The following is a 23,112-nucleotide window of genomic DNA, read 5'->3' on the forward strand; positions in this document are numbered from 1 at the left end:
AATAGCGTTTTGGACCCACCTGACCCCATGCCGAACTCAGTAGTGAAACGAAACAGCGCCGATGATAGTGTAGCATTTGTTATGTGAAAGTAGGTCATTGCCAGGCTCCAAATAAGAGAAACCCGTTACAGCAATGTGACGGTTTTTTTGTTGTCTGAAAGAAAGTATAAGTAGTTAGGTCATCCTACTGCGTAGCGCACCATGGCTCCAAATACAAGAAAGCCCGACTCGAAAGAGTCGGGCTTTTTTACGTCTGAAGGAAAATATAAATAGGTAGGTTAACCTGACCACCGTAGCGTGGGTTGAGTATCACGAAACCCACGGGTAAAAGAACATCACGAACACCTCAAAGCCCAGTGAGTCTTTATTAAAGAATATCAATCATACTGTGAATATGAAGTAGGTCATCCTACTGCGTAGCGCACCATGGCGCCAAATAAGCGAAACCCGTTGCAGCAATGTGACGGGTTTTTTGTTGTCTGAAAGAAGAGTTACCGAGTAGCACAGCGTCAACCCATACACCGCAGTTTGGGTTGAGTATCTGACACCCACGGATTAAAGAACACCATGATCACCCTAGAGTTTATTATATTGCTTTAATAAATGGCTAAGTCTAATCTTGATAAATTTACAAATACTATCAATAAATATAAACACATAAATTGCCCTCAACTGTTATCGACTATCATGTTAGAATTTTATTTTAGTAACACCGACAGAGAGTGAGAGCAATATTGGTTTATTCTGATTACCAACAAGTGTTAAATGAAATTACAGCTGAGGTACAGCCGTTACTTTCTCAAGGAAAGGTCGCTGATTATATTCCTGCTTTAGCTGAAGTTGAAGCCAATAAGTTCTCTATGGCTATTCACACGACAGATGGTGAAACGTTCTGTGCTGGTGATTGTTCGGAGCGCTTTACGATACAGTCGGTATCAAAGGTAATGACCCTTACACTTGCTTTACAGCGTTATGGTGATGAACTGTGGCAAAGAGTTGGTAAAGAACCTTCGGGCACAGCATTTAATTCTTTAACGCAGCTTGAATTCGAAAAAGGCCTCCCTCGAAACCCATTTATAAATGCGGGCGCTATTGTTACATGCGATGCACTTTATAGTCGTCTTTCAGCTCCTATGCATTCTATGCTTGAAACATTTCGTTTGTTATCTGGTAATCCAGCGATAGTGATTGATAAAAAAGTAGCAAACTCAGAATACGAGTTCCGACACCGTAATGCTGCTATGGCGCATCTGATGAAATCTTTTGATAATTTTGACAACGAGGTGGATGATGTTCTGTGGGCTTATTTTAACTTCTGCGCAATCGAGCTTAATTGTGTCGAACTAGCAAAGGCTTATAACTTCTTGGCTAATAAAGGGATTGATAATACAACAGGTAAAGTGGTTCTTTCTAATCGTCAAAGCAAACAGTTAAATTCATTATTATTTACGAGTGGTTTATATGACGCCGCAGGTGATTTTGGTTATCGCGTTGGTATGCCTGGTAAGTCGGGAGTGTCAGGAACTATACTGGCTGTTTTGCCTAATAAGTTTACTGTGGCTGTTTGGTCACCGGGCTTAAATTCGTTCGGTAACTCAGTAGCAGGGATAGCAGCTTTGGAGCTGCTATCTGAAAAGCTAGATATATCTATTTTTTAAAACTTGCCTAAGGAGTTTACTGTTCCCAGTAAACTTGTTCTAGGCAGTCTTCTCGCTCAGGCAATCCACGTGATAAACGCGGTGAGTGCTGCACTAATACTTCATAACTTGCGCGGTTAGCATACTTGCTAATTTGCGCCAGTGATGAATAGGTCATTGCCGGTTGCTGGTGTTTAGCTGAGTTACCGACATTGAGTTTATGATACACGTTTGCTGATAAGTCATGTAATACAGCAGCTAATGCGCAGTCGCCTGCACCATTGGTGTTCTTAATACTGTCTGGACCACCCATAAATGGCGCTGTATGACTATAGGCTTTAATAGGACTTTCACAATCGACTTTACGCATTGCACGTGAAAACTCAAAACGATTAAAGTCAGCTATTGCACCAGGCAAAAGTGGGTATTCTGTTTCTCGTTTGAATTTTTCATCAACGTGGCCTGCCATAAATAGGCCTTTTTCGCCCGCTGTGCAAATAACCAAATCGACCCAGTCTAGGGCTTTATCAGCTGCTAGCAGTGGATCTTCAAAGCCTGTGATTGCCAAGCCTTCCTCTTCGTTCATTGCTAAAATATCAACGTGTTCTTTTACAAAGTTAGCCCACCAGGTTGGGTCTTGTTCGATTAAAAACTTGGTTCCGAGTGTTAACACAACTGGTACATTGGCCTCATTAGCATATTTGACTGCTTGCATAGTCGCTTCAGTCATAGTTTCACTACCTTGAGTACGCATTAAATATGCACTGATAACGAGAGCAGATGAGTTTTCGATAAGTTCTTTATTGATTGACTCCGGGCGTAAGTGATTCATTAAGCCTGCACTGATTGCAAATGTACGCTCGCCGCTATCATCAATTAAGGTGAAACAGCGCCCAATAGGGCCATCAACTGGTTGCAAGTAATCAAGATCAACACGGCTTGAGGTGTTACATAAAAAGCGATAGGCGTAGCTACCTATTTTTATGTTTTCACTCATGACACCTAATAGTACTGAGCGGTCGTCTGCTAGCACTGAGTAATTGTGCATGGTGTTACCTATTGTGCCACCGGCAAATTCATAATCGACCATGTCGTTTAATTTAAGACGATCGTATAGAGCGTTGGTAATATCACTATCAATAACTTGCGACATTCCTCGGCGCAGGTGGAATTCGTCAAGGAAAGCTTGATCAACTTTTGCTTCGATATCAACGACAATTTGATCTATTCCAGTAATATAGCTGCGCTGCAGTCTATCACTAGCATTTAGTTGATTCGTTAGTGGATCTTTGGCTTCCACCGGAAAATAATGTTTATGCCTGCGGCGTCCAGGAAATTTCATTTGCTACCCGTGTGTTGTGAGCTAAATAAAAAAAGCGGGAGATTATAGCGCAAATCGCAGTCACTGAGCCATGGCAAAGCACCTTTAATTTGTTTTATTTTTGTCACTAATCCACATGTTTAGCACTTTTTTGCTCTAAGTAGGTATAATAAAACAATAATTAAAGAAAGGTTGAGAAAGATGAGTACCTTGCATAGTGACCAATATTGGATGGAAGCTGCGTTAGAATACGCAAAAGAGGCTGAAAAGTTGAACGAAATCCCTGTTGGAGCCATTATTGTAAAAGATAATCAGCTAGTTGCGGCAGGTTATAATCGTTCGATAACTGACAATGATCCATCGGCTCATGCTGAGATGATTGCGATTCGCGAAGCAGGTCAAAAGCTGCAGAATTACCGCTTAATTGATTGCACCCTTTATGTAACGCTAGAACCTTGCTCTATGTGTGCAGGTTTGTTGGTACACAGTCGCATCAAACGTGTTGTATTTGGAGCGACTGACTTAAAAACGGGATCCGCAGGGTCGATAATGAATTTACTTCAAGAGCCAAGGTTGAACCACCAAGTTGATATCACTGCAGGTATACTAGCGCAACAGTGTGGGCAGACGATTTCTGACTTTTTCAAGCGGCGTAGAAAAGAAATTAAGGCTGAAAAGCAAGCCAAGAAAAATTTAAATCTTAACTCTTAGGGTCTGATGCATCATTCAATTCAGACATCACTTGCATTGCAAACATGCGGCGACGCCATATTGTTTTTTTGTGTAAATTGCGCAGCATTATTCTACGACGAGTAGCTGTTGAAAATATAACGTTGCGCTTAAATGCGTGCGTACGCCGACGTTTTAGCATGGTTTCTCCTAAGTGTGAGAGTGAGAAGTAATTAATTTAGCTCACATTAGTGATCATTTAGTGACAAGTAAACATATATTTTAATCAAACTCAGGTGCTCGCCAACTTTGTTAAATTATTACCTTATTGGGAACTATTTTCTATTATAGGTTTAGAGGGAGTGTTTGGTTCACTTTTTGCTACAGTTTTTTCCATCGCATTATTTTCATCTAACCAAACAAGTGCATCATAGTAACGACGAATGTTATCTACGTATTTAACTGCTACGTCACCTCTTGAGTAGCCATATTTTGTTTTTCTGTAATAGCGCTTTTTAATTAACAGCGGCAAACGTTTTTTTACATCAGCCCATTTGTCGGGGCTTGCCCCTTGTTGTTGGGTAATAATACGCGCGTCATTAACATGTCCCCAGCCAATATTATATGAAGCTAACGCAAGCCACGTTCTATCTGGTTGGGGAATGCGCTCTGGAATACGCTTTACTAATTTAGCTAGGTATTCCGCCCCCCCTTTAATATTTTGTTCTGGTTCTAGTCGGTTTGTTACGCCAACTTGTTTTGCTGTCGCCCGGGTAAGCATCATGATTCCACGCACACCGGTTGGTGATTTTGCTCTAGGGTTCCACATTGACTCTTGGTAACTTAGAGCTGCAAGTAAACGCCAATCTAAACTACCAGCGTATTGTTCAAACCAAGGTTGGTATTTTGGTAAGGTTTCCTTTATTGCTTCGATGTAGGCGAGGGTGTTTACATAATTGAATTGACGAACATGTCCAAAATACTTTTCTTCGAGCACATAAAGTTGGTTATTTTGCTTTACTTCGCCGAAAAAAGGCACCATCAGCGCATACAAAGAGTCGTCATTGTCTTTTCGCATTAGCCAAGCTATAGGATCGTTGCGCGTAACAGAAAAGCCAATACTTAAATTTGGATGATAACGACGAAACAGCGATAAAGTATGTGAGTCGGCAAGTGTATAATCAATTTCACCATCAATCACAGCCTGTAATAGCTCCTCTTCATCGAGGTCCTCGGTTTCGCTCCAGTTTAAGTTTGGGTGAGTTTGTTTAACTTGTTGAAGCGCAAGTGAGTGGCTGCTTTTAGCTAACACAGTTAAGTTACCTGTTAGATCATCGAAATCGCGAGGGCGAACTCTGCCTTGTTTATATACTAGCTTTTGGCTAATAGTTCGATACGTTGGACCAAAACGGTAATTTTGTGAGCGCACTTTGTCATAGGTTAAACCAGACGCAATAATATCTAGATCGCCGCTGTCTAATCGGGAAAACATATCTGTTAGGCTAAAAAATGGCACCATTTCTAGTTCAACCCCCAAGTGCTCGGCAAACTCTTGTGCTAATTCATACTCAAAACCTTGCTCGCCTTGAACAGCCTGATAGTAATTGCTCGCACCAGCTAAAGTACCGACTCGGATTTTGTTTTGCGTTTTTATTTGGCTTAACTGTGACTCTTGCTGCTGCATATCACAGGCACATAAAAACATGATTAACGTAATGATTGTTATTAACTTTTGTTTAATCATAGTGTGCCCCCTAGATACCCTACAACACTTATATCAAAACTTTAACATCGCGTCACTTGTCGATTGGTTTAAGGCAAGGTTTTATTTGCGCGGGTAATACAACTAGTTGCTGTCTTTAAACAATTTTTAATTCCTCTCAAATCCTGTATTTCCGACTGACTTGAGTATATAATATGCGCCTAAAATATCGTTCAATCCCTAACCCCGGATGAAAATACCTATGTTGATCCTTCGTGGTGCACCAGCACTTTCCGATTTTAGAGTTCAGAAAATTTTAGCCCGTTGCCAACAGGCGCAACTTCCAGTCACCAATGTTTACGCTGAGTATGCTCACTTTGCAGATCTAACAGCAGAGCTTTCAAGTGAAGAGCAAACTAAGCTTGAGAAGTTACTTACCTACGGCCCAACGATAGCAGAACATGCACCAGCAGGTACTTTGGTGTTAGTTACGCCGCGTCCTGGCACTATCTCGCCATGGGCTTCAAAAGCAACGGACATTGCGCACAACTGTGGTTTAACGCAAGTTCACCGTGTAGAACGTGGTATTGCTTATTATGTTGAAGGTGACTTAAGTACAGAGCAAGTAAGTCAGGTTGCTGCACTACTGCATGACCGTATGACTGAAGCGACGCATAGCTCTCTTGAAGCTGCAGAACAGTTATTCCGCACTGATGCACCGAGCGAAATGTCATCTGTTGACATTTTAGGCGGTGGTCGTGAAGCACTTGCAAATGCAAACGTTGAGCAAGGTTTTGCATTAGCAGATGACGAAATTGACTACTTGGTAGAAAACTTCCAAAAGTTAGGGCGTAACCCGAACGACATCGAATTATTTATGTTTGCACAAGCAAACTCAGAGCATTGTCGTCATAAAATATTTAATGCTGATTGGACAATTGATGGCGTAGAACAGCCTAAATCATTGTTCAAAATGATCAAAAACACCTACGAGAAAAACCCTGAAAATGTGTTATCAGCTTATAAAGATAACGCAGCAGTAATGACCGGCTCAAAAGCAGGCCGCTTCTTCCCGAATGCTGAAGGCGAATACAGCTATCATCAAGAAAACATTGAAATATTGATGAAGGTTGAAACCCATAACCACCCAACTGCCATTGCGCCATTCTCTGGTGCTGCTACTGGTTCTGGCGGTGAAATTCGTGATGAAGGTGCAACAGGCCGGGGTTCTAAGCCAAAAGCTGGTTTAGTTGGTTTTACCGTATCTAACTTACGTATCCCTGGTTATGAACAACCTTGGGAAACTGATTTTGGTAAGCCTGCTCGTATTGTTAATGCCCTTGATATTATGACAGAAGGCCCACTAGGTGGGGCTGCATTTAATAACGAGTTTGGTCGTCCTAACTTAGTTGGTTATTTCCGTACTTATGAAGAGCAAGTAACCAGTCATAATGGTTTGGAAGTACGTGGCTACCACAAGCCAATTATGCTTGCCGGTGGTTTAGGTAATATTCGTACTGACCATGTGCAAAAAGGGGATATCCCTGTTGGCGCTAAGTTAATCGCTTTAGGTGGCCCTGCAATGAACATTGGTTTAGGTGGCGGCGCTGCTTCATCAATGGCATCTGGTCAATCTAACGAAGATTTAGACTTTGCTTCAGTACAACGTGAAAACCCAGAAATGGAACGTCGTTGCCAAGAGGTTATCGATAAATGCTGGCAACTAGGTGACGCTAACCCAATTGCGTTTATCCACGATGTGGGTGCTGGCGGTTTATCAAATGCTTTCCCTGAGCTTGTGAATGATGGTGGCCGTGGTGGTAAATTCCAACTACGCGATATTCCAAATGATGAGCCAGGCATGGCACCACACGAAATTTGGTGTAATGAATCGCAAGAACGTTATGTACTTGCTGTAGCTACTGAAGATTTTGACCGTTTTGAAGCAATTTGTAAGCGCGAACGTGCGCAGTACGCTGTCATCGGTGAAGCGACAGAAGAGCGCCACTTAACGGTTGCTGATAGTCACTTTGACAACAATCCAGTTGATTTACCGCTTGATGTGTTACTAGGTAAAGCGCCTAAAATGCACCGTGAAGCGAATACGCAAAAGGCAGTGAGCGAAGCGCTTGATACGAGCAAAATTGATGTGGCAGAAGCTGCAACTCGTTTATTGCGTCTGCCAACAATTGCAGAAAAAACCTTCTTAATCACCATCGGTGACCGCTCGGTAACAGGTCTTGTTGCGCGTGACCAGATGGTTGGCCCTTGGCAAGTACCTGTTGCTAACTGTGCCGTTACAGCTGCAACTTACGATACTTACCACGGTGAAGCAATGTCGCTCGGTGAGCGTACACCTGCAGCGCTTCTAAACTATGGCGCATCGGCACGATTAGCCGTGGCTGAGTCATTAACCAACATTGCGTGTGCTAATATTGGTGGTCTTGAGAATATTAAGTTATCAGCAAACTGGATGGCTGCAGCAGGCCACCCAGGTGAAGATGCGGGCCTTTATGAAGCAGTTAAAGCAGTAGGCGAAGAGCTTTGCCCAGCACTAGGCTTAACTATTCCAGTGGGTAAAGACTCAATGTCGATGAAAACTCAGTGGGATGAAAATGGCGAGCAAAAATCAGTCACCGCGCCGTTATCTTTGATCATCACTGCGTTTGGTCGCGTTGATGATGTACGTAAAACTGTGACTCCACAATTGCGTACTGACAAAGGTGAAACATCACTAATCTTAGTTGACTTAGGTGCGGGTAAAAACCGCATGGGTGCATCAAGCTTAGCGCAAGTTTATAAGCAACTTGGTGATGTAACCCCAGATGTTGACAGCCCTGAGTTATTAAAAGGCTTCTACAATGCAATGCAAGCGCTTGTCGCTGATAATAAGCTACTTGCTTATCATGACCGTTCAGACGGTGGTTTATTTACCACAGTAGCTGAAATGGCATTTGCTGGTCACACGGGTGTAACTGTTGATCTTGATGGTTTAACAGGTTCAGACATCGAAGCACTTTACAACGAAGAGCTCGGTGCTGTTATACAGGTTGCTAATAGCGATTTAGCTGCTGTGAATGCGGTATTTGCTGAGCACGGTATTGCTGCTATTAGCCATGAAATTGGTACACTTAATAGCGATGACTCTGTGGTATTTAACCGTGCTGGTAATACTGTGATGAGCAATACACGTACTGAGCTTCGTACTATCTGGGCTGAAACAACGTATCAAATGCAAGCGCGTCGTGATAACCCAGATTGTGCTAAGCAAGAATTTGATGCTAAGTTTGATGCGAAAGACCCAGGTTTGAACGTTAAACTTAACTTCGACTTAAACGAAGATGTAGCTGCACCTTACATTGCCACAGGCGCTAAGCCTAAAATGGCTATTTTGCGTGAGCAAGGTGTTAACTCGCACCTAGAAATGGCTGCGGCGTTTAACCGCGCAGGTTTTGCTGCTGTTGATGTACACATGAGCGATATTCTTGAAGGGCGCTTAAGCCTTGAAGAGTTTAAAGGCTTAGTAGCATGTGGTGGCTTCTCTTACGGTGATGTATTAGGCGCAGGTGAAGGTTGGGCTAAGTCAATCTTATTTAATGATATGGCGCGTGACCAATTCCAAAGCTTCTTTGAACGCCAAGATTCATTTAGTTTAGGAGTATGTAATGGTTGTCAGATGTTATCAACATTAAAAGAGTTGATCCCTGGCACTGAGCATTGGCCACGTTTTGTAACTAACAAATCTGAGCGCTTTGAAGCACGCTTTAGCCTAGTAGAAGTACAAGAGAGTCCATCTGTATTCTTCAAGGGCATGGCAGGTTCTCGCATGCCAATCGCAGTTTCTCACGGTGAAGGTCATGCTGAGTTTGCCAATGATGCAGCAGTTAAAGCAGCCGTTGAGTCAGGCACTGTGGCGGTTAAGTTTGTAGATAACCACGGTAACCCTACAACACAATACCCTAATAATCCGAATGGTTCGCCTGAAGGTATTACCGGTATTACATCGGCGGACGGTCGTGCAACAGTTATGATGCCGCACCCTGAGCGTGTATTCCGCGCAGTAGCTAACTCTTGGCACCCAGACGAGTGGAAAGAGGATAGCCCATGGATGCGTATGTTCCGTAACGCACGTAAAAATGTAGGTTAAACTGCATTTATACACACTAGATTCAGAATCTAGCTGTAAAATAAAAGGCTGCATTGTGCAGCCTTTTTTGTCTACACTGTTCAAGGTTCAAGGTTCAAGGTTCAAGGTTCAAGGTTCAAGGTTCAAGGTTCAAGGTTCAAGGTTCAAGGTTCAAATTAAGGATAGTATGATCAAACGTATCACATGGGGACTCGTGTTTTTATTACTGAGTGTTTTAACACTTGGCTACGTATTTCGTATGCCTATAACTCAATGGGCTATAGCACCCTCTTTGAGCCAATCTGGTGTTGAATTACATTGTTTAGATTGGTCACTAAATGCAAATATTAGCATAAACGTATCGCGAGTATGCCTGACTTATCAAGGTCATCAAATTGAGCTTGGTAGCATAGTCGCTGATACAAATAAAATAACCGTTGGTCGTGCCAACCTACGCTTAAATGATGGCGAGAGTGATTCATCAAGTAATGACTCATTCAAAAAGCTGGCACTTAATTTACCCAAAGGGCGGCCGAAAGTTGAGATCAAAAGGCTGCTAATTAGCCACCCACAACTTCATGATGAACTGTCGGTTAGCGTTGCTGAAGAAAAGCTAAATACATTTGTGATCTCAGATGATGTAATTGCTGAGATAACAGTCAACAATAATAAAGTTACTGGCCGTTTTAATTTAGCTGATGGATTACTAACAAAGATAAAGCCGATACCCGCGCTTACGTTAAGCAGTGAGCATGAGTTCACTTTTGATGGGTTATCCGTTGATATAAAGTCAAATATAGATGCTGAGTTTATTCAAGCGTTTAGTCAATGCCCTGTAATGCTAAATGCTTCCGGTGATGTAAATACTTACTACCATTTAAACGCTAGGAAAGCCTCATTAAATGCAAAGCAATTAACGAGTTTGGTTACGTTTGATAGTGATTGTTTGGCGCTAGTAAATAATCCAGCACAGCGTGACTTTATAGCCAAGCAGCTGCCTTTAAAGTGGCAAATCATGCTGAGTGATACAGTGAAGTTTGAAAATGAACAACTTGTTATGCCAGCGATGTTATTGAACGCTCAAAATAGCGAAACGAAGCTGAGCCTGACCAACCTAGCAATAAATGCTCAACAGCCATTAGAATATAGCAAAGGCGATATCAAGTTATTGTTTACCAGTGAAGACATTGAGCATATAGCTGTAAATGCAGCTTTGAATAACTTGGCTATGAATGGCGATTACCAATTACGCGTCGATGAACTCCCTGATTTTTTACCTGCATCAGCGAAAAAGGTAGCGAGCAAAGGTCAATTTAAAATAGCGAATGTTTTACAACACCTACAAAATGCGAGTATAACCAGTGAGATTGCTTTTGCTGAGCTTAGTTTTGATAAATTAACCGCAAAGGACTACAAGGCACAGTTTACGACTGAACTTGATGGTAAACAAAATATAAACGCAAGCTTGGATAGCCAATTAGACTCAGTGACTTATGATGAATACCAAGTGCTTGGTGTAAAGAATCAATTATCAGCATCTTCTAGTTTGGCTGTTGGCGAATTATTTGTCGATTTAAACAGTGAAACTAAACTTGCTCAATTTAATAGTGATTTATTAAACCTAAGTAACATTCGCATTCGTTCTAGGGGCTTGCAAAGCCGAGCTTTGCAAGCCTCACACCACATATTTATTGATGGTGTTGAGTTAGTGGCCAGTCACCATGTATCTGCAGTGGAACACCCATTTGAGATAACGATAGCAGAGCAAGCTGTGACTAAACTTAACCCCGTTTTACAGCAGTTTGAGCCATTAGCAACACTGACCGATGGTAGCTTTAATGGTGTTGTTCGCGGAGATGTCAATTTACAGCAGGCTGATTTTACATTACAGATAGACCAGCTAAGTGGCTTATATAACGATTATTTAGCTAAGAACTTTAGCAGTCGGCTAACGGGAGTTTATGATTCAGGGCAGCTTAATGTAGCTCCCACTACATTTGAAGTAAATGAGTTACGTGCGGGTGCTGTTGTGAATAACATAGCAGGAAATTTGAGTGTTGATAACTCTGTTGCACGCGCTTATCAGTTAACCGGTGATGTGCTGGGTGGCCGCTTCGCCTTAGATAGCTACAAAGTGACTCAAGAAGCTCAGCAGTCCTTGGTCACATTTGAAAGTATTGATGCCAGTAAATTAATTACCTTAGATGATAAATCAGGCATTACATTAACAGGTCGAGTGAATGGGCGTTTACCCGTTTACTTTGATCAACAAGGTATTTCAGTAAAGTCCGGTGAGTTATCAAACAAAGGGGCAGGTAAGCTAATAATTTCTGATAACGCTGCTTTTGATGCGGTTAAAACCCAGCAACAAGAGTTGAGCCCGATTTTAAGTTTGTTAGAGAACCTAGACATTCAGAGTTTAAACAGTAGTGTCGAATTAAAGCCAGATGGTTGGCTCTATTTAGGTGTAAACTTAAAAGGGTACAATGAAGAACAGGCACAGCAAGTTAACTTTAATTACAACCATGAAGAAAATGTATTTACACTCTTAAGAGCATTGCGCTTAAGTGATGAAATTACTCAAAAAGTTGAACAAGAGTATTCAACAAAAGGAACTAAAAATGACTAAATGGCTGGTAATATTTACAGCGCTGGGTTTACTTAGTGCATGTACTCACCGTGTTGAAGTGGCGGCGAAAGAGCCTATCACTATTAATTTAAACGTGAAGGTTGATCATGAAATTCGTGTGAAAGTTGATAAAGAGCTAGATGATCTATTTGGCGATGACAGTGAATTATTCTAAGGAGCAATTATGAGTTTATTAAAAAATAAAAAGTTAAACGTGATCACACTGTTAAGTGCCGCTTGCTTGTCATTTTCTGCTTGGGCTATTACGTTAGATGATGCTAAAAATCAAGGGTTTGTTGGTGAAGATAGCTCAGGTTATTTAGGTCTAGTAGTGCAAAGTGCAGAGGCGAAAGCAGTTGTTGATGAAATTAACGCAAAGCGCAAAGCACAATATTTAAAACTTGCGAAAAAGAACAATTTGTCACTTGCGCAAGTAGAAGCATTAGCTGCAGCGAAAACGATTGAAAAAACCCGAGTAGGGCACTTTATTGAAGTAAATGGTGAGTGGGTTAAAAAATAAACTCAGCGCATTACTTAAAGGCATTAAAACCGAGCTTACTTGCTCGGTTTTTTACAGTTCTTTAATAAGGCTTGCCAAAAGTCGATGCCTTTACGGCGTGCTAAATTAATATTGTGCTCAGGGATTGACTCTGGCTCATTGTATTCATCTAACGCCGCGCTCATGCTTGCTTCACGTATCAAATGCAACGTAGGGAAAGGCGCTCGGTTGGTATAATTAGCGGCATCGTTTTCATCGCTATCAGCGAATACATAATCAGGATGAAAGTTCGCTATTTGGTACTTCCCTTCAAATCCCTGTGCTACGAGTAAAGCATTTGCTAAATCTACTAAATCTAAAAACTCCTCAAAATCAATAAAGCCTTGCTCAAACATGATAAGTGTTGTTTCGCGCTCAGCTAATAAATTAAGTTGATTACACTGCTCAAGCATTTCCATTACTGCATCGTCGATGCTGACACTTTGGCTGGTATAATAATGAATACAGTTATTCTCGACTTCTTTACGAGCGAACGGGCAGAAGTTGTATTTGACGATAACATTTGAGACCCACTGACGGGTTTGTAATTCTGCTAACGTGACGGTTTGATTGTTCATGATTTAATATACTGATTAATTATGGTGAGTGTATTTGCAATAGCGCCTTGATTATTTATTAGGCACTTTTTGGCTTGTAATCCGAGTGCTTCATTTAATTCAGGTTGGTTTGCATATAAGCAAAGCTGCTTGTAAAGCTCGTCGCTAGTTTTAACTTGTATGCAGCCGCCAAGCGCCACTAGTTCTGGGTACACATGATTAAAATTATAGGTGTGCGGGCCGGATAACACCCCTACAGAAAATGCAGCTGCTTCAAGCGGGTTGTGACCGCCGCGCTCAATTAAACTCCCCCCGATATAACTTACATTAGCCATGCCATAGAGGCATTGTAATTCACCTAGGGTATCCGCTAATAACACTTGCTCATTAGCATAATTATTTTCGCTTCTACGGCTAAATGTAAGGGCTGAATTAGTGAGTAGATCGGCAACTTTATTAAACTGTTCTGGGTGGCGTGGTGCAATGACTAGTAGTGCATCAGGGAATTGCGTAAGTAAATGTGAGTGAACTTGTAAAATAAGTTCATGCTCAACCGGGTGAGTTGAGCCTGCAACCCAGATAAAGCGTTGCTGGTTATAAAGTGACTTTAATTCAGACACCTTTTCAAGTTGTGTTGTGTTTGGTTGAATATCAAATTTAATTGAGCCAGTTACTGCTACTTTATCAGGCGCTAAGCCCAGCTCAATAAAGCGTTGTGCGTCTTCTTGGTTATGACTCGCTAGGCGTGTTATTGAGCTCATTATTACGCGAGTTAGTGGTTTTACTTTGTTATATCCTTGCTGTGATTTTGCCGATAAACGCGCGTTTATTACCAGTACTGGGACATGTTTATTTTGGCACTGTGCCATTAAATTAGGCCAAAGTTCGGTTTCTAAAATACACAGCGCTTGTGGTTGTATATTATTTAAGAACCGAGCCGTTGCTGATGGAAAGTCAAGCGGCAAGTAAAGCGCCTGTACAGAGTCTTTAAAGTTATTTTTTATTTGCTCACGACCCGTAGGGGTATTACAGGTGATAATAATTGCTAACTCAGGGTGCGCTAATTGTAGTTGCTTTATTAAAGGTGTTGCAGCAAGTACCTCACCCACTGAGGCGCAGTGAATAAGCAAAGAAGAAATTCTGTCAGCTTTTACAAATCCAAAGCGCTCAGCAAAGTGATGACGATACGCCGAGTTTTTTTTACCTCTTATTCCATATAGGTAAAAAACAATTAGTGGGCTTAATAAATAAAGAATAAGCGAATAACAAAAGCGTGCCATTTTTAAGCCTCAAATAATAAAGGGTAATAATAACGTGGATACTTAAGAAGCTAAATATGAAATTGTTAAAAAGCGTTATTTGAGAGAGTTTTGAGTGTTTAGTTTGCCCTAATTTGGTAATATTTGGCCACTTATTAGAAAATGTGTGATGTTATGGAATTCAAATTTATTAAAGCCGCGGTAGTCGCCAGTTTTTTAGCAGGTGCGTTTCCAGCTCTTGCTAGCCCCACTGCTTATTTACCAATTGGCATGGATGCGCAGCTTGATCACCAACTTGATACCTTATTTGCACTTACGTCGGGCACGCCTATGGCAAAGCCGTACCGCCTTAGTGAGGTAGAAGCAGCACTTAGCAAATTACAAGCCACAGAGCCTGCTCTAGTTCGTGCAATTCGTGCTAAAATAAAGCCTTACCAAGGCACTGATAACATCACCCGTGTCGGTGTAAAACTTAGAGTGGATGGTGATAAAACAGTAAAACTTGCCAATCAACGTGGAGTCAGTTCTGATGAATGGGGGCAAGGTTTTTTTGAAGGTATTTGGCGACCGAACGATTATATGTTGATGCAAGTCGGAGCCGATTACCGTGCCAAACAAAATAAATTCACCAACTATAATAGCTTTATTAGTTTTGCCGGTGACGACTTGCAGCTAAATATTGGCTATAAAGAACATTGGTTTTCGCCTTTTAAGCAATCAGCACAAATAATTTCAACTAATGCTCGTACGTCGCCATCAATTTCGTTAGGTATGGTGGCGCCAGCGCATAATTGGTGGAACTTTGATTTCGAGCTTTATTACTCTGAGCTTGAACATGTGGAAAAAGGTATTTTATATCAAGGTGAATTGCATGACGGCACGCCAAAACTTGCTGGAACACATATTAGTATCGAGCCTATAAGTGGTTGGAAAATTGGTTTAAACCGTATGATGCAGTTTGGTGGCGGTCCTCGCGAAGCAAGCGCTGGAGATGTATTTAAAGCGTTCTTTGATCCTGCAGGGCAAGATAACAGTAAGCTGGCTGGTGGACCTGATAACGAGTTAGGGGATCAGTTTGCATCAGTTACCAGTGTTATTAATTTTAATTGGGGAATGCCTGCTGAGTTATACTTCGAGTATGGTGGTGAAGATACCAAAGAGCATAAAAATTACGAGCTTGGTAATATTGTCTATAACTTAGGGCTCTTTTTACCCATTGTGACCGATGATCTCGCTGTTCGCTACGAATATACTAGCATGCATAGCTTATGGTATAAAAATTATATATACCCTAAGGTTGGCAATACGAGAGAGGGTTTCGTAATTGGGCATTACGCAGCGGATCAGCGTAACTTTAATGATGGCGTGCCTTCGGATATCCATAGTCTAGAGGTTAGTTATGCGCAAAGTGCAGTGTCATTCTGGCGAACAAAGTTGACCCTAATAGATAATGAAAGTGGTTATGTAGACAATCTTGGCTTTGTGAGCGATCAATATGAACAAGCGATTGAGCTACAACTAAGCAATAATCGACAATGGCAAGAGTATAATATAGAAACCACACTGACGTATGGCGAAGATGTGTTTGGTGATGATTATGCTTGGTTATCCGTTGCACTTTTCTGGTAATAAGTGGCCTTTAGTATTTATATACCGTATTAAATTTGAGAGAAATATGTATGTCTAACACTGACTCAGTAGCAGCGAGCTACCTTGAAAGTTTAACCCGTCATCAAACTTTGTTTGAGACGATGGAAACGTATCACCCACAAGTAATGCAATTGCTTGAGGTGTGCCATAGTGTGTTACAGGCGGGCGGCAAAGTAGTCTGGTTTGGTAATGGTGGCAGCGCCGCTGATGCGCAGCACTTAGCAGCTGAATTCGTGGTGCGTTATAAGTTAGAGCGCGGACCATTGGCATCTATAGCATTAACGACAGACACGTCTATATTAACAGCCCACAGCAACGACTATCATTTTGACACTGTGTTTGAACGCCAAGTACAAGCACTCTGTAAGCCTGAAGATTTAGTCATTGGCTTAACAACATCAGGTACCAGTGCAAATATCAATTTAGCTCTAGCTGCAGCAAATGAAATTGGTGCTTATACAGTTGCCTTTACCGGCCGTGATGGTGGTAAAGTCAAAGACATTGCAAAGCTACCGATCATTATCAAAGATGATGAAACAGCACGTATCCAAGAAGCACATATGTTTATCGGTCACTGGTTATGTGAAGCGATTGATATGGTTGTTGCGGGGCAAGAGTAATGGAGCTAGGGCTGCTTAAAAATTTATCTAACGCTAAGATACTGGTTGTTGGCGATGTCATGTTGGACCGCTATTGGCATGGTGATTCAGGGCGTATTTCGCCAGAAGCACCAGTACCGATTGTTAAGGTGAGTAAGTTTGAAGATAAAGCTGGTGGTGCGGCTAATGTAGCTAAAAATATTGCTCGGTTAGATGGTAAAGTTGGTTTGCTTGGTTTAATTGGCGAGGATGAAAGTGGTCAAATCCTTGAAAATATTTTAAATGATGAGCGCATTGATTCGCAGCTAGTGAGTGTGTGTGATTTACCGACTATATCTAAAATGCGTGTTATCAGCCGCCACCAACAAGTTGTTCGCTTAGATTTAGAAGAAAAGTTTACCGAGCAGCACAGCCAATTATTATTAAATCGCTTAGAACTTGTTCTAGAGCAGTATGATTTTGTACTGTTTTCAGATTACGATAAAGGTTCGTTGAGTTTAATTCAAAAAATGATCCAAGTGGCTAAAGCTGCGGGGAAAACGGTTCTTATTGATCCTAAATCATCAGATTTAAATCAGTATCGTGGTGCTGATTATATCACGCCAAATTTAAACGAGTTTAAGCTTGCGGGTGGGCAAACTGATTCAGAGCAAAGTTTATCTGACAGCGCACGCCAACTAATTAAAGATGCCGGTGTTGCAGCTATGCTACTTACTCGTTCAGAGCAAGGTATGTCATTGATCAGCGCAAATGAGAAATATGACTACTCGGCGCAGCAGCTAGAAGTCAGTGATGTAACTGGCGCGGGCGATACGGTTATCGCAACGCTTGCGGTAATGCTTGGAGCCGGTATGCAGCCAAAAGATGCCGTAGAAGTTGCTAATCTTGCTGCGGGTATTGCTGTTAGTAAGCTCGGCGCCGCAACAGTCTCTCCTGAAGAGTTAAGTCGTAAGCTTGGCCAATACTTACAAAAAAATGGTGAACATTACCAAACACCGTTTGATGATGTATTGCAGCATATAGAATTTGCAAAACAAAATGGCGAAACTATTGTATTTACCAATGGCTGTTTTGATATTTTACATGCGGGCCATGTACGTTATTTAGCACAAGCAAAAGCACGAGGAGATCGTTTAGTGGTTGGTCTAAATAATGACGAATCTATTGCGCGTTTGAAAGGCCCACAAAGGCCTATTAACCCACTTGATGAGCGTGCAATGGTATTGAGCGCATTAGCATCGGTTGATTGGGTCATTCCGTTTGGCAGTATTGACGAAAATGACACGCCGGCTAAGTTAATCGAGCAAATTAGCCCTGATATTTTAGTTAAAGGCGGTGACTATACTGTTGAGCAAATCGCGGGTGCTGAACACGTATTACGCCATGGCGGTAAGGTTGAAGTGCTGGAATTTTTAGATGGCTGCTCAACCTCTAAAGTGATCAGTAAAATTAAATCTTAGGCTTAAGAGATGACTGGTACGCAGTATTTAATTGCTGCCAGTCGCTTTGTTGCCAATGCATTACCTGATTACGATTACGCTCCTTGTCAAACGAGCGGAGTAAGCGCGATATATTCGCCTCTTGCCATTGACCTTTAACGGCCTTTATCTCACCTCTATCGAAATCGATAATATACACAGCGCCCGTATTGTCGAATAATATGTTATTAATGTTCAAATCAGCATGATAAACGCCTAAGTTATGGAACTGGGCGATGGTGTTACCAACTTTTGTTAACTCATCAGATGTTAAGGCACGTTGTTTGAGTACATCAAGTAAGCTTTGTGCGCCTTCTATTGCTTGAGTAATAATATCGCCGCGGTAAATTAAACCGTGTTTAGTTACCTTTGCTGTAATGGGCTTTGGTACGTTGAGGCCCATCTCACAAAGTTTCATCATCAATGCGAACTCTTGGTAAACGCGGGTCTTTTCAAGGCCAAGGTACACGTATTGATCGCTTAAAACCTTACCGACTAAACCGCCGCGCCAATAGTGCCTGAGTACGGCAGTTAACTCGTTATGACAAAAGAACCACGCAGTGGCACGGCCTTTTTTGCTGCCGACTATTTTTTCTTGTTGTTGCCAATATTCAGCATCAAACCAATTTAAGCTAATTTGAGCGCTGTACGCTGGGTTGCTCAAAATAATGTGTTGATTGATTGTTTGTTGATTGAACATGGCTAAGATACTTTATTACAGGTAATGAGGTATCTTAACGCGTTTTAATGCTAAGCATAAGTACTTGCAATAGTGAGTGGTTAATTTAAGATCAAGCTCTAGTTAATAATAAAGTGAACAATGCCTGTGAGCCAGACTGCAAACTATTCAGATATCTGTATTTTACGACTTTCAGCAATTGGTGATGTATGTCATGCGGTTTCTGCGGTACAAGCAATTCAAAAAGCTCATCCTAATGCAAAAATTACGTGGGTGATGGGTAAAATAGAATCCATGCTATTGGCAGACTTACCTGGTGTAGAGCTTGTTGTATTCGATAAAAAACAGGGTAAGCAAGCATTTGAGCAGTTAAAGCAGCAATTTAAAGGCCGCAAGTTTGATGTGCTTTTACATATGCAAGTCGCTTTACGTGCAAACCTTGTGGCACGTTGCATTCCTGCAAAGGTCAAAGTTGGGTTTGATTGGGCGCGTGCTAAAGAGCTCCACAGCTTATTTATAAATAAACGTATAAAGGCAGAGCCGCAAGCACATGTGCTTGAAGGATTTAAAGGGTTTGCAAAATCAATAGGGGTACCTGACTACCAACCTAGCTGGGCTATGCCAGTAACAGCACAAGATCAAATCGTCGCTGATGACTTACTCGAGGCAAAGCGGCTTGCCAGCCCTATTTTTGTTATATCGCCAGCTGCAAGTAAAAAAGAGCGTAATTGGTTACCTGAGCGATATGCAGTCCTTGCAGATCATGCACATGGCCAAGGGTTTAAAGTAGTGATCACTGGGGGGCCAACAGAGCTTGAATTTGAGCTGAGTGAGCAAATTACTAGCTACGCTAACGCACCTATCTTAAACTTAGTTGGAAAAACAAAACTTAAAGAATTGTTGTGTGTGCTTAAGCGTGCCGCATTAGTGCTAGCGCCTGATACCGGGCCTGCTCATATGGCGGTTACAGTTGGTACGCCTGTTATTGGTTTGTATGCCCACTCTAATCCAAAACGAACGGGGCCGTATTTGTACCAAAATTATGTGGTTGAGGTTTATCACCAAAATTTATTGCAGCAAACAGGCAAAACCGCTGAGCAAGTGGCTTGGGGAACACGGGTTAAGGGGAGTGATTTAATGGCCCAAATAACCGTTGCAGACGTAACATTGATGTTCGATCTAGTCGTTAAAAAAGAGCAGCTGCTCGCAGCTAAGGTTTACTAATGTTAAATAAAGCGCTTTTTTTAGACCGTGACGGTGTTGTTAATGTTGATCATGGTTATGTGTATGAACCTGATAAGTTTGAATTTATCGACGGTGTATTTTCTGCCTGTAAGGCGTTTGTTGATGCAGGCTATAAATTAATCATCGTGACAAATCAATCAGGAATAGGGCGAGGTTATTATACTGAGGCTGATTTTCATGCGCTAAGCAACTGGGTTATAGCGCAATTTGCAGAGCATAATATCACTGTCAGTGGGATTTATTTTTGCCCTCACCATCCAAAAAAAGCACTTCCAGAATATCTAAAGGAATGTCAGTGCCGCAAGCCTGCGCCAGGGATGTTGCTACAAGGTATTGATGAGCACCATATTGATGCTACGCAAAGTATTATGGTGGGCGATAAGCTTAGTGATATGCAAGCCGCAAGTAATGCGAATATTACAACTAAAGTACTTGTACGATCAGGCCAAGCATTTGATAGCAGCGCTATAGCAGCAGCAGATCATATCAGTGATTCTTTAGCTGATTTACCTGCATTACTGTTGTAGCTAAATATAAACTGGCAGCTTAAGTTGTCAGTCTCAATTTATGCGATGAACTACAAACAGTGCATTTAGTTGGCTAAACTTTTACAATAGCCACAATTCGTGATCAGCGATTAAATTTACGTTTGATTACCCGTTCAATTATTTGGAGATTTCAGATGAGAGCATCTGCATTTTTTAGCCAACTTCAGCAGCAAATTGATGAAGTAAAAGCCGAAGGTCTGTATAAAAGTGAGCGAGTAATTACCTCGCAACAACAAGCGCAAATTCAAGTTGCTTCAGGTGACAAAGTTATTAACTTTTGTGCTAACAATTATTTAGGCTTAGCAAACAGCCCTGAGTTAATTGCAGCCGCACAACATGGCCTTGATGAACATGGTTTTGGTGTTGCGTCAGTACGTTTTATCTGTGGAACTCAAGATATCCACAAAACGCTAGAACAAAAAATCAGTGAGTTTTTAGAAACAGAAGACACCATTTTATATTCATCATGTTTTGATGCGAATGCTGGCTTATTTGAAACTATTTTAGGCCCAGATGATGCCATCATCTCAGACTCTTTAAATCATGCCTCTATCATTGATGGTGTGCGTTTATGTAAAGCAAAACGTTTCCGTTATGCGAATAACGATATGGCCGACCTTGAAAAGCAATTAATCGCAGCAGATGAAGCAGGCGCGAAGACAAAGCTTATCGCGACAGATGGTGTATTCTCAATGGATGGCGTTATTTGTAATTTAGAAGCTGTATGTGATTTAGCGGATAAATATGATGCATTAGTGATGGTTGATGATTCGCACGCTGTGGGTTTTGTTGGCGAAAACGGCAAAGGCACACCAGAGTACTGCAACGTGTTAGATCGTGTTGATATTATTACAGGTACTTTAGGTAAAGCGCTTGGTGGTGCATCAGGTGGTTATACTTCGGGTAAAAAAGAAATTGTTGAATGGTTACGTCAACGCTCGCGCCCTTATTTGTTCTCAAACTCGCTTGCGCCATCAATTGTAACAGCCTCAATTAAAGTGCTTGAAATGCTAGCCGATGGCAGTGAACTGCGTGCTAAGTTGTGGTCAAATGCTAAGTACTTCCGTGAGCAAATGGAAGCGGTAGGCTTTACCTGCGCAGGTAAAGATCACGCGATTATTCCTGTTATGTTAGGGGATGCAAAAGTGGCATCAGCCATGGCTGACAAACTCCTTGCTGAAGGTATTTACGTAACGGGTTTCTCATTCCCTGTTGTGCCAAAAGGTCAGGCTCGTATTCGTACGCAAATCTCAGCTGCACACAGCATTGAACAGCTAGATACGGCAATTTCAGCCTTTACCCGCATCGGTAAAGAAATGGGTGTTATCTAATTAATTATTAAACCGCGGCATGTCCGCGGTTTTTATTGAGTGTGTGATCATGAAAGCATTATCAAAATTAAAAGCAGAACCGGGCATTTGGATGACAGATGCACCAAAGCCAGAAGTAGGCCATAACGATTTATTAATTAAAATTCGTAAAACGGCTATTTGTGGTACCGACGTACACATTTATAAGTGGGATGAGTGGGCACAAAATACCATTCCAACGCCTATGGTTGTGGGTCATGAATATGTTGGTGAAGTAGTCGACATGGGGCAAGAAGTTCGCGGCTTCAATGTAGGAGACCGTGTTTCAGGTGAAGGCCATATTACTTGTGGTCATTGTCGTAACTGTCGTGCAGGACGCGTACATTTATGCCGTAACACAACGGGTGTTGGTGTGAACAGAGAAGGCTCATTTGCTGAGTACTTAGTGATCCCTGCATTCAATGCGTTTAAAATTCCAGATAACATCAGCGACGAGCTAGCATCTATTTTCGACCCGTTTGGTAATGCCGTTCATACTGCCTTGTCGTTTGATTTAGTAGGTGAAGACGTACTTATAACAGGTGCTGGTCCAATTGGTATCATGGCGGCTGCTGTTGCTAAGCACGTAGGTGCTCGACACGTAGTTATCACTGATGTGAATGAGTACCGCTTAGACTTAGCCCGTAAAATGGGGGCTACTCGCGCCGTAAATGTCGCCAACGAAAAACTTGAAGATGTAATGAATGACCTTGGTATGACAGAAGGGTTTGATATTGGTCTTGAAATGTCAGGCGTGCCATCGGCATTTAACGCCATGCTAAATAACATGAACCATGGTGGTAAAATTGCCATGCTCGGTATTCCACCGTCAGATATGGCGGTTGATTGGAACCAAGTTATTTTTAAAGGCTTAGTGATCAAAGGTATTTACGGTCGCGAAATGTTTGAGACCTGGTATAAGATGGCCAGCCTTATTCAATCAGGCTTAGACCTAAATCCAATCATTACTCATCAGTATTCAGTTGATGACTTCCAAGCAGGCTTTGATATGATGATTTCAGGCCAGTCAGGTAAAGTTATCCTTAATTGGGACTAACTTTTCTACTATGGAAAAAGGCGGCCTTATAGCCGCCTTTTTTATCAATTAAATGTCTTGTCCTGAAAT

Annotated in this window: 19 protein-coding genes and 1 rRNA gene; 14 read left to right on the top strand and 6 right to left on the bottom strand. The window is 41.7% G+C overall.

Annotated elements, in window-relative coordinates; translation table 11 throughout:
* Together rrf and glsB are read left to right on the top strand one after the other, a co-directional pair.
* A 5S ribosomal RNA gene (gene rrf / locus CSC79_RS19390) occupies positions 1 to 106 on the top strand; the annotation flags it as partial.
* 628 nt (positions 107 to 734) lie between these two features.
* Positions 735 to 1,658, top strand: coding sequence for a glutaminase B (glsB, locus tag CSC79_RS19395; protein WP_099297721.1), 924 nt, complete (start codon positions 735 to 737; stop codon positions 1,656 to 1,658).
* 16 nt (positions 1,659 to 1,674) lie between these two features.
* On the opposite strand, the gene CSC79_RS19400 is transcribed toward glsB, so the two are convergent.
* Positions 1,675 to 2,979 (bottom strand): inosine/guanosine kinase, encoded by a 1,305-nt coding sequence (locus CSC79_RS19400; protein ID WP_099297723.1) that lies wholly within the window; start codon positions 2,977 to 2,979, stop codon positions 1,675 to 1,677.
* A gap of 180 nt (positions 2,980 to 3,159) precedes the next feature.
* Between CSC79_RS19400 and tadA the strand changes: the two genes are divergently transcribed.
* Positions 3,160 to 3,669 carry a tRNA adenosine(34) deaminase TadA gene (gene tadA, locus CSC79_RS19405; protein WP_099297725.1) on the top strand — a complete coding sequence of 170 codons (510 nt, stop codon included), beginning with the start codon at positions 3,160 to 3,162 and terminating at the stop codon, positions 3,667 to 3,669.
* Here tadA and CSC79_RS20130 read toward each other — a convergent pair.
* Both CSC79_RS20130 and mltF read right to left on the bottom strand, forming a co-directional pair.
* A complete protein-coding gene (locus tag CSC79_RS20130) occupies positions 3,659 to 3,829 on the bottom strand; it encodes a hypothetical protein (RefSeq protein ID WP_167850847.1) in 171 nt (56 codons plus the stop codon). The genes tadA and CSC79_RS20130 overlap by 11 nt on opposite strands.
* A 123-nt stretch (positions 3,830 to 3,952) precedes the next feature.
* Complete coding sequence (gene mltF / locus CSC79_RS19410) at positions 3,953 to 5,371, bottom strand: membrane-bound lytic murein transglycosylase MltF (RefSeq protein WP_099297727.1); 1,419 nt, start codon at positions 5,369 to 5,371, stop codon at positions 3,953 to 3,955.
* A 220-nt stretch (positions 5,372 to 5,591) separates the two neighbouring features.
* Between mltF and purL the strand changes: the two genes are divergently transcribed.
* From purL to CSC79_RS19430, 4 genes are all read left to right on the top strand, one after another.
* Complete coding sequence (purL, locus tag CSC79_RS19415; protein ID WP_099297729.1) at positions 5,592 to 9,476, top strand: phosphoribosylformylglycinamidine synthase; 3,885 nt, start codon at positions 5,592 to 5,594, stop codon at positions 9,474 to 9,476.
* Positions 9,477 to 9,642: 166 nt separating this feature from the next.
* Complete coding sequence (locus CSC79_RS19420; protein WP_099297751.1) at positions 9,643 to 12,084, top strand: YdbH domain-containing protein; 2,442 nt, start codon at positions 9,643 to 9,645, stop codon at positions 12,082 to 12,084.
* Positions 12,077 to 12,259, top strand: a complete 183-nt coding sequence (locus tag CSC79_RS19425) for a YnbE family lipoprotein (protein ID WP_099297731.1) — start codon at positions 12,077 to 12,079, stop codon at positions 12,257 to 12,259. The genes CSC79_RS19420 and CSC79_RS19425 overlap by 8 nt, the downstream gene beginning before the upstream one ends.
* Before the next feature lie 9 nt (positions 12,260 to 12,268).
* On the top strand, positions 12,269 to 12,604 hold the full coding sequence (locus CSC79_RS19430; RefSeq protein ID WP_099297733.1) for a YdbL family protein: 336 nt from the start codon (positions 12,269 to 12,271) through the stop codon (positions 12,602 to 12,604).
* Between the two features lie 35 nt (positions 12,605 to 12,639).
* On the opposite strand, the gene CSC79_RS19435 is transcribed toward CSC79_RS19430, so the two are convergent.
* Both CSC79_RS19435 and waaA read right to left on the bottom strand, forming a co-directional pair.
* Positions 12,640 to 13,200, bottom strand: a complete 561-nt coding sequence (locus tag CSC79_RS19435) for a DUF1415 domain-containing protein (RefSeq protein WP_099297735.1) — start codon at positions 13,198 to 13,200, stop codon at positions 12,640 to 12,642.
* Positions 13,197 to 14,459 carry a lipid IV(A) 3-deoxy-D-manno-octulosonic acid transferase gene (waaA, locus tag CSC79_RS19440; protein WP_099297737.1) on the bottom strand — a complete coding sequence of 421 codons (1,263 nt, stop codon included), beginning with the start codon at positions 14,457 to 14,459 and terminating at the stop codon, positions 13,197 to 13,199. Before waaA ends, CSC79_RS19435 begins: the two co-directional genes overlap by 4 nt.
* A gap of 153 nt (positions 14,460 to 14,612) precedes the next feature.
* Here waaA and CSC79_RS19445 point away from each other — a divergent pair, with 153 nt between their 5' ends.
* From CSC79_RS19445 to hldE, 3 genes are read left to right on the top strand one after another with little or no spacing between them, the layout of a single operon-like run.
* Positions 14,613 to 16,067 carry a capsule assembly Wzi family protein gene (locus CSC79_RS19445; protein ID WP_099297754.1) on the top strand — a complete coding sequence of 485 codons (1,455 nt, stop codon included), beginning with the start codon at positions 14,613 to 14,615 and terminating at the stop codon, positions 16,065 to 16,067.
* Positions 16,068 to 16,117: 50 nt separating this feature from the next.
* A complete protein-coding gene (locus tag CSC79_RS19450; protein WP_099297739.1) occupies positions 16,118 to 16,708 on the top strand; it encodes an SIS domain-containing protein in 591 nt (196 codons plus the stop codon).
* Positions 16,708 to 18,147, top strand: coding sequence for a bifunctional D-glycero-beta-D-manno-heptose-7-phosphate kinase/D-glycero-beta-D-manno-heptose 1-phosphate adenylyltransferase HldE (gene hldE / locus CSC79_RS19455; RefSeq protein WP_099297741.1), 1,440 nt, complete (start codon positions 16,708 to 16,710; stop codon positions 18,145 to 18,147). Before CSC79_RS19450 ends, hldE begins: the two co-directional genes overlap by 1 nt.
* Here the strand turns inward: hldE and CSC79_RS19460 are convergent.
* Entirely contained in the window at positions 18,137 to 18,865 is a 729-nt protein-coding gene (locus CSC79_RS19460; RefSeq protein ID WP_099297743.1) for a 3-deoxy-D-manno-octulosonic acid kinase, read from the bottom strand. The genes hldE and CSC79_RS19460 overlap by 11 nt on opposite strands.
* A gap of 126 nt (positions 18,866 to 18,991) precedes the next feature.
* Between CSC79_RS19460 and CSC79_RS19465 the strand changes: the two genes are divergently transcribed.
* The 4 genes from CSC79_RS19465 to tdh all read left to right on the top strand — a co-directional run bounded on the left by CSC79_RS19465 (position 18,992) and on the right by tdh (position 23,043).
* On the top strand, positions 18,992 to 20,068 hold the full coding sequence (locus CSC79_RS19465) for a glycosyltransferase family 9 protein (protein WP_180270463.1): 1,077 nt from the start codon (positions 18,992 to 18,994) through the stop codon (positions 20,066 to 20,068).
* Positions 20,068 to 20,616: a D-glycero-beta-D-manno-heptose 1,7-bisphosphate 7-phosphatase gene (gene gmhB / locus CSC79_RS19470; RefSeq protein ID WP_099297747.1), complete on the top strand. Its 549-nt coding sequence runs from the start codon at positions 20,068 to 20,070 to the stop codon at positions 20,614 to 20,616. The genes CSC79_RS19465 and gmhB overlap by 1 nt, the downstream gene beginning before the upstream one ends.
* 155 nt (positions 20,617 to 20,771) lie before the next feature.
* Positions 20,772 to 21,968 carry a glycine C-acetyltransferase gene (locus tag CSC79_RS19475; protein ID WP_099297749.1) on the top strand — a complete coding sequence of 399 codons (1,197 nt, stop codon included), beginning with the start codon at positions 20,772 to 20,774 and terminating at the stop codon, positions 21,966 to 21,968.
* Positions 21,969 to 22,017: 49 nt separating this feature from the next.
* Entirely contained in the window at positions 22,018 to 23,043 is a 1,026-nt protein-coding gene (gene tdh / locus CSC79_RS19480; RefSeq protein WP_099297756.1) for an L-threonine 3-dehydrogenase, read from the top strand.
* The last annotated feature ends 69 nt before the right edge of the window (positions 23,044 to 23,112 follow it).

This window comes from Pseudoalteromonas sp. 3D05 (assembly GCF_002723455.1).
GTDB lineage: Bacteria > Pseudomonadota > Gammaproteobacteria > Enterobacterales > Alteromonadaceae > Pseudoalteromonas.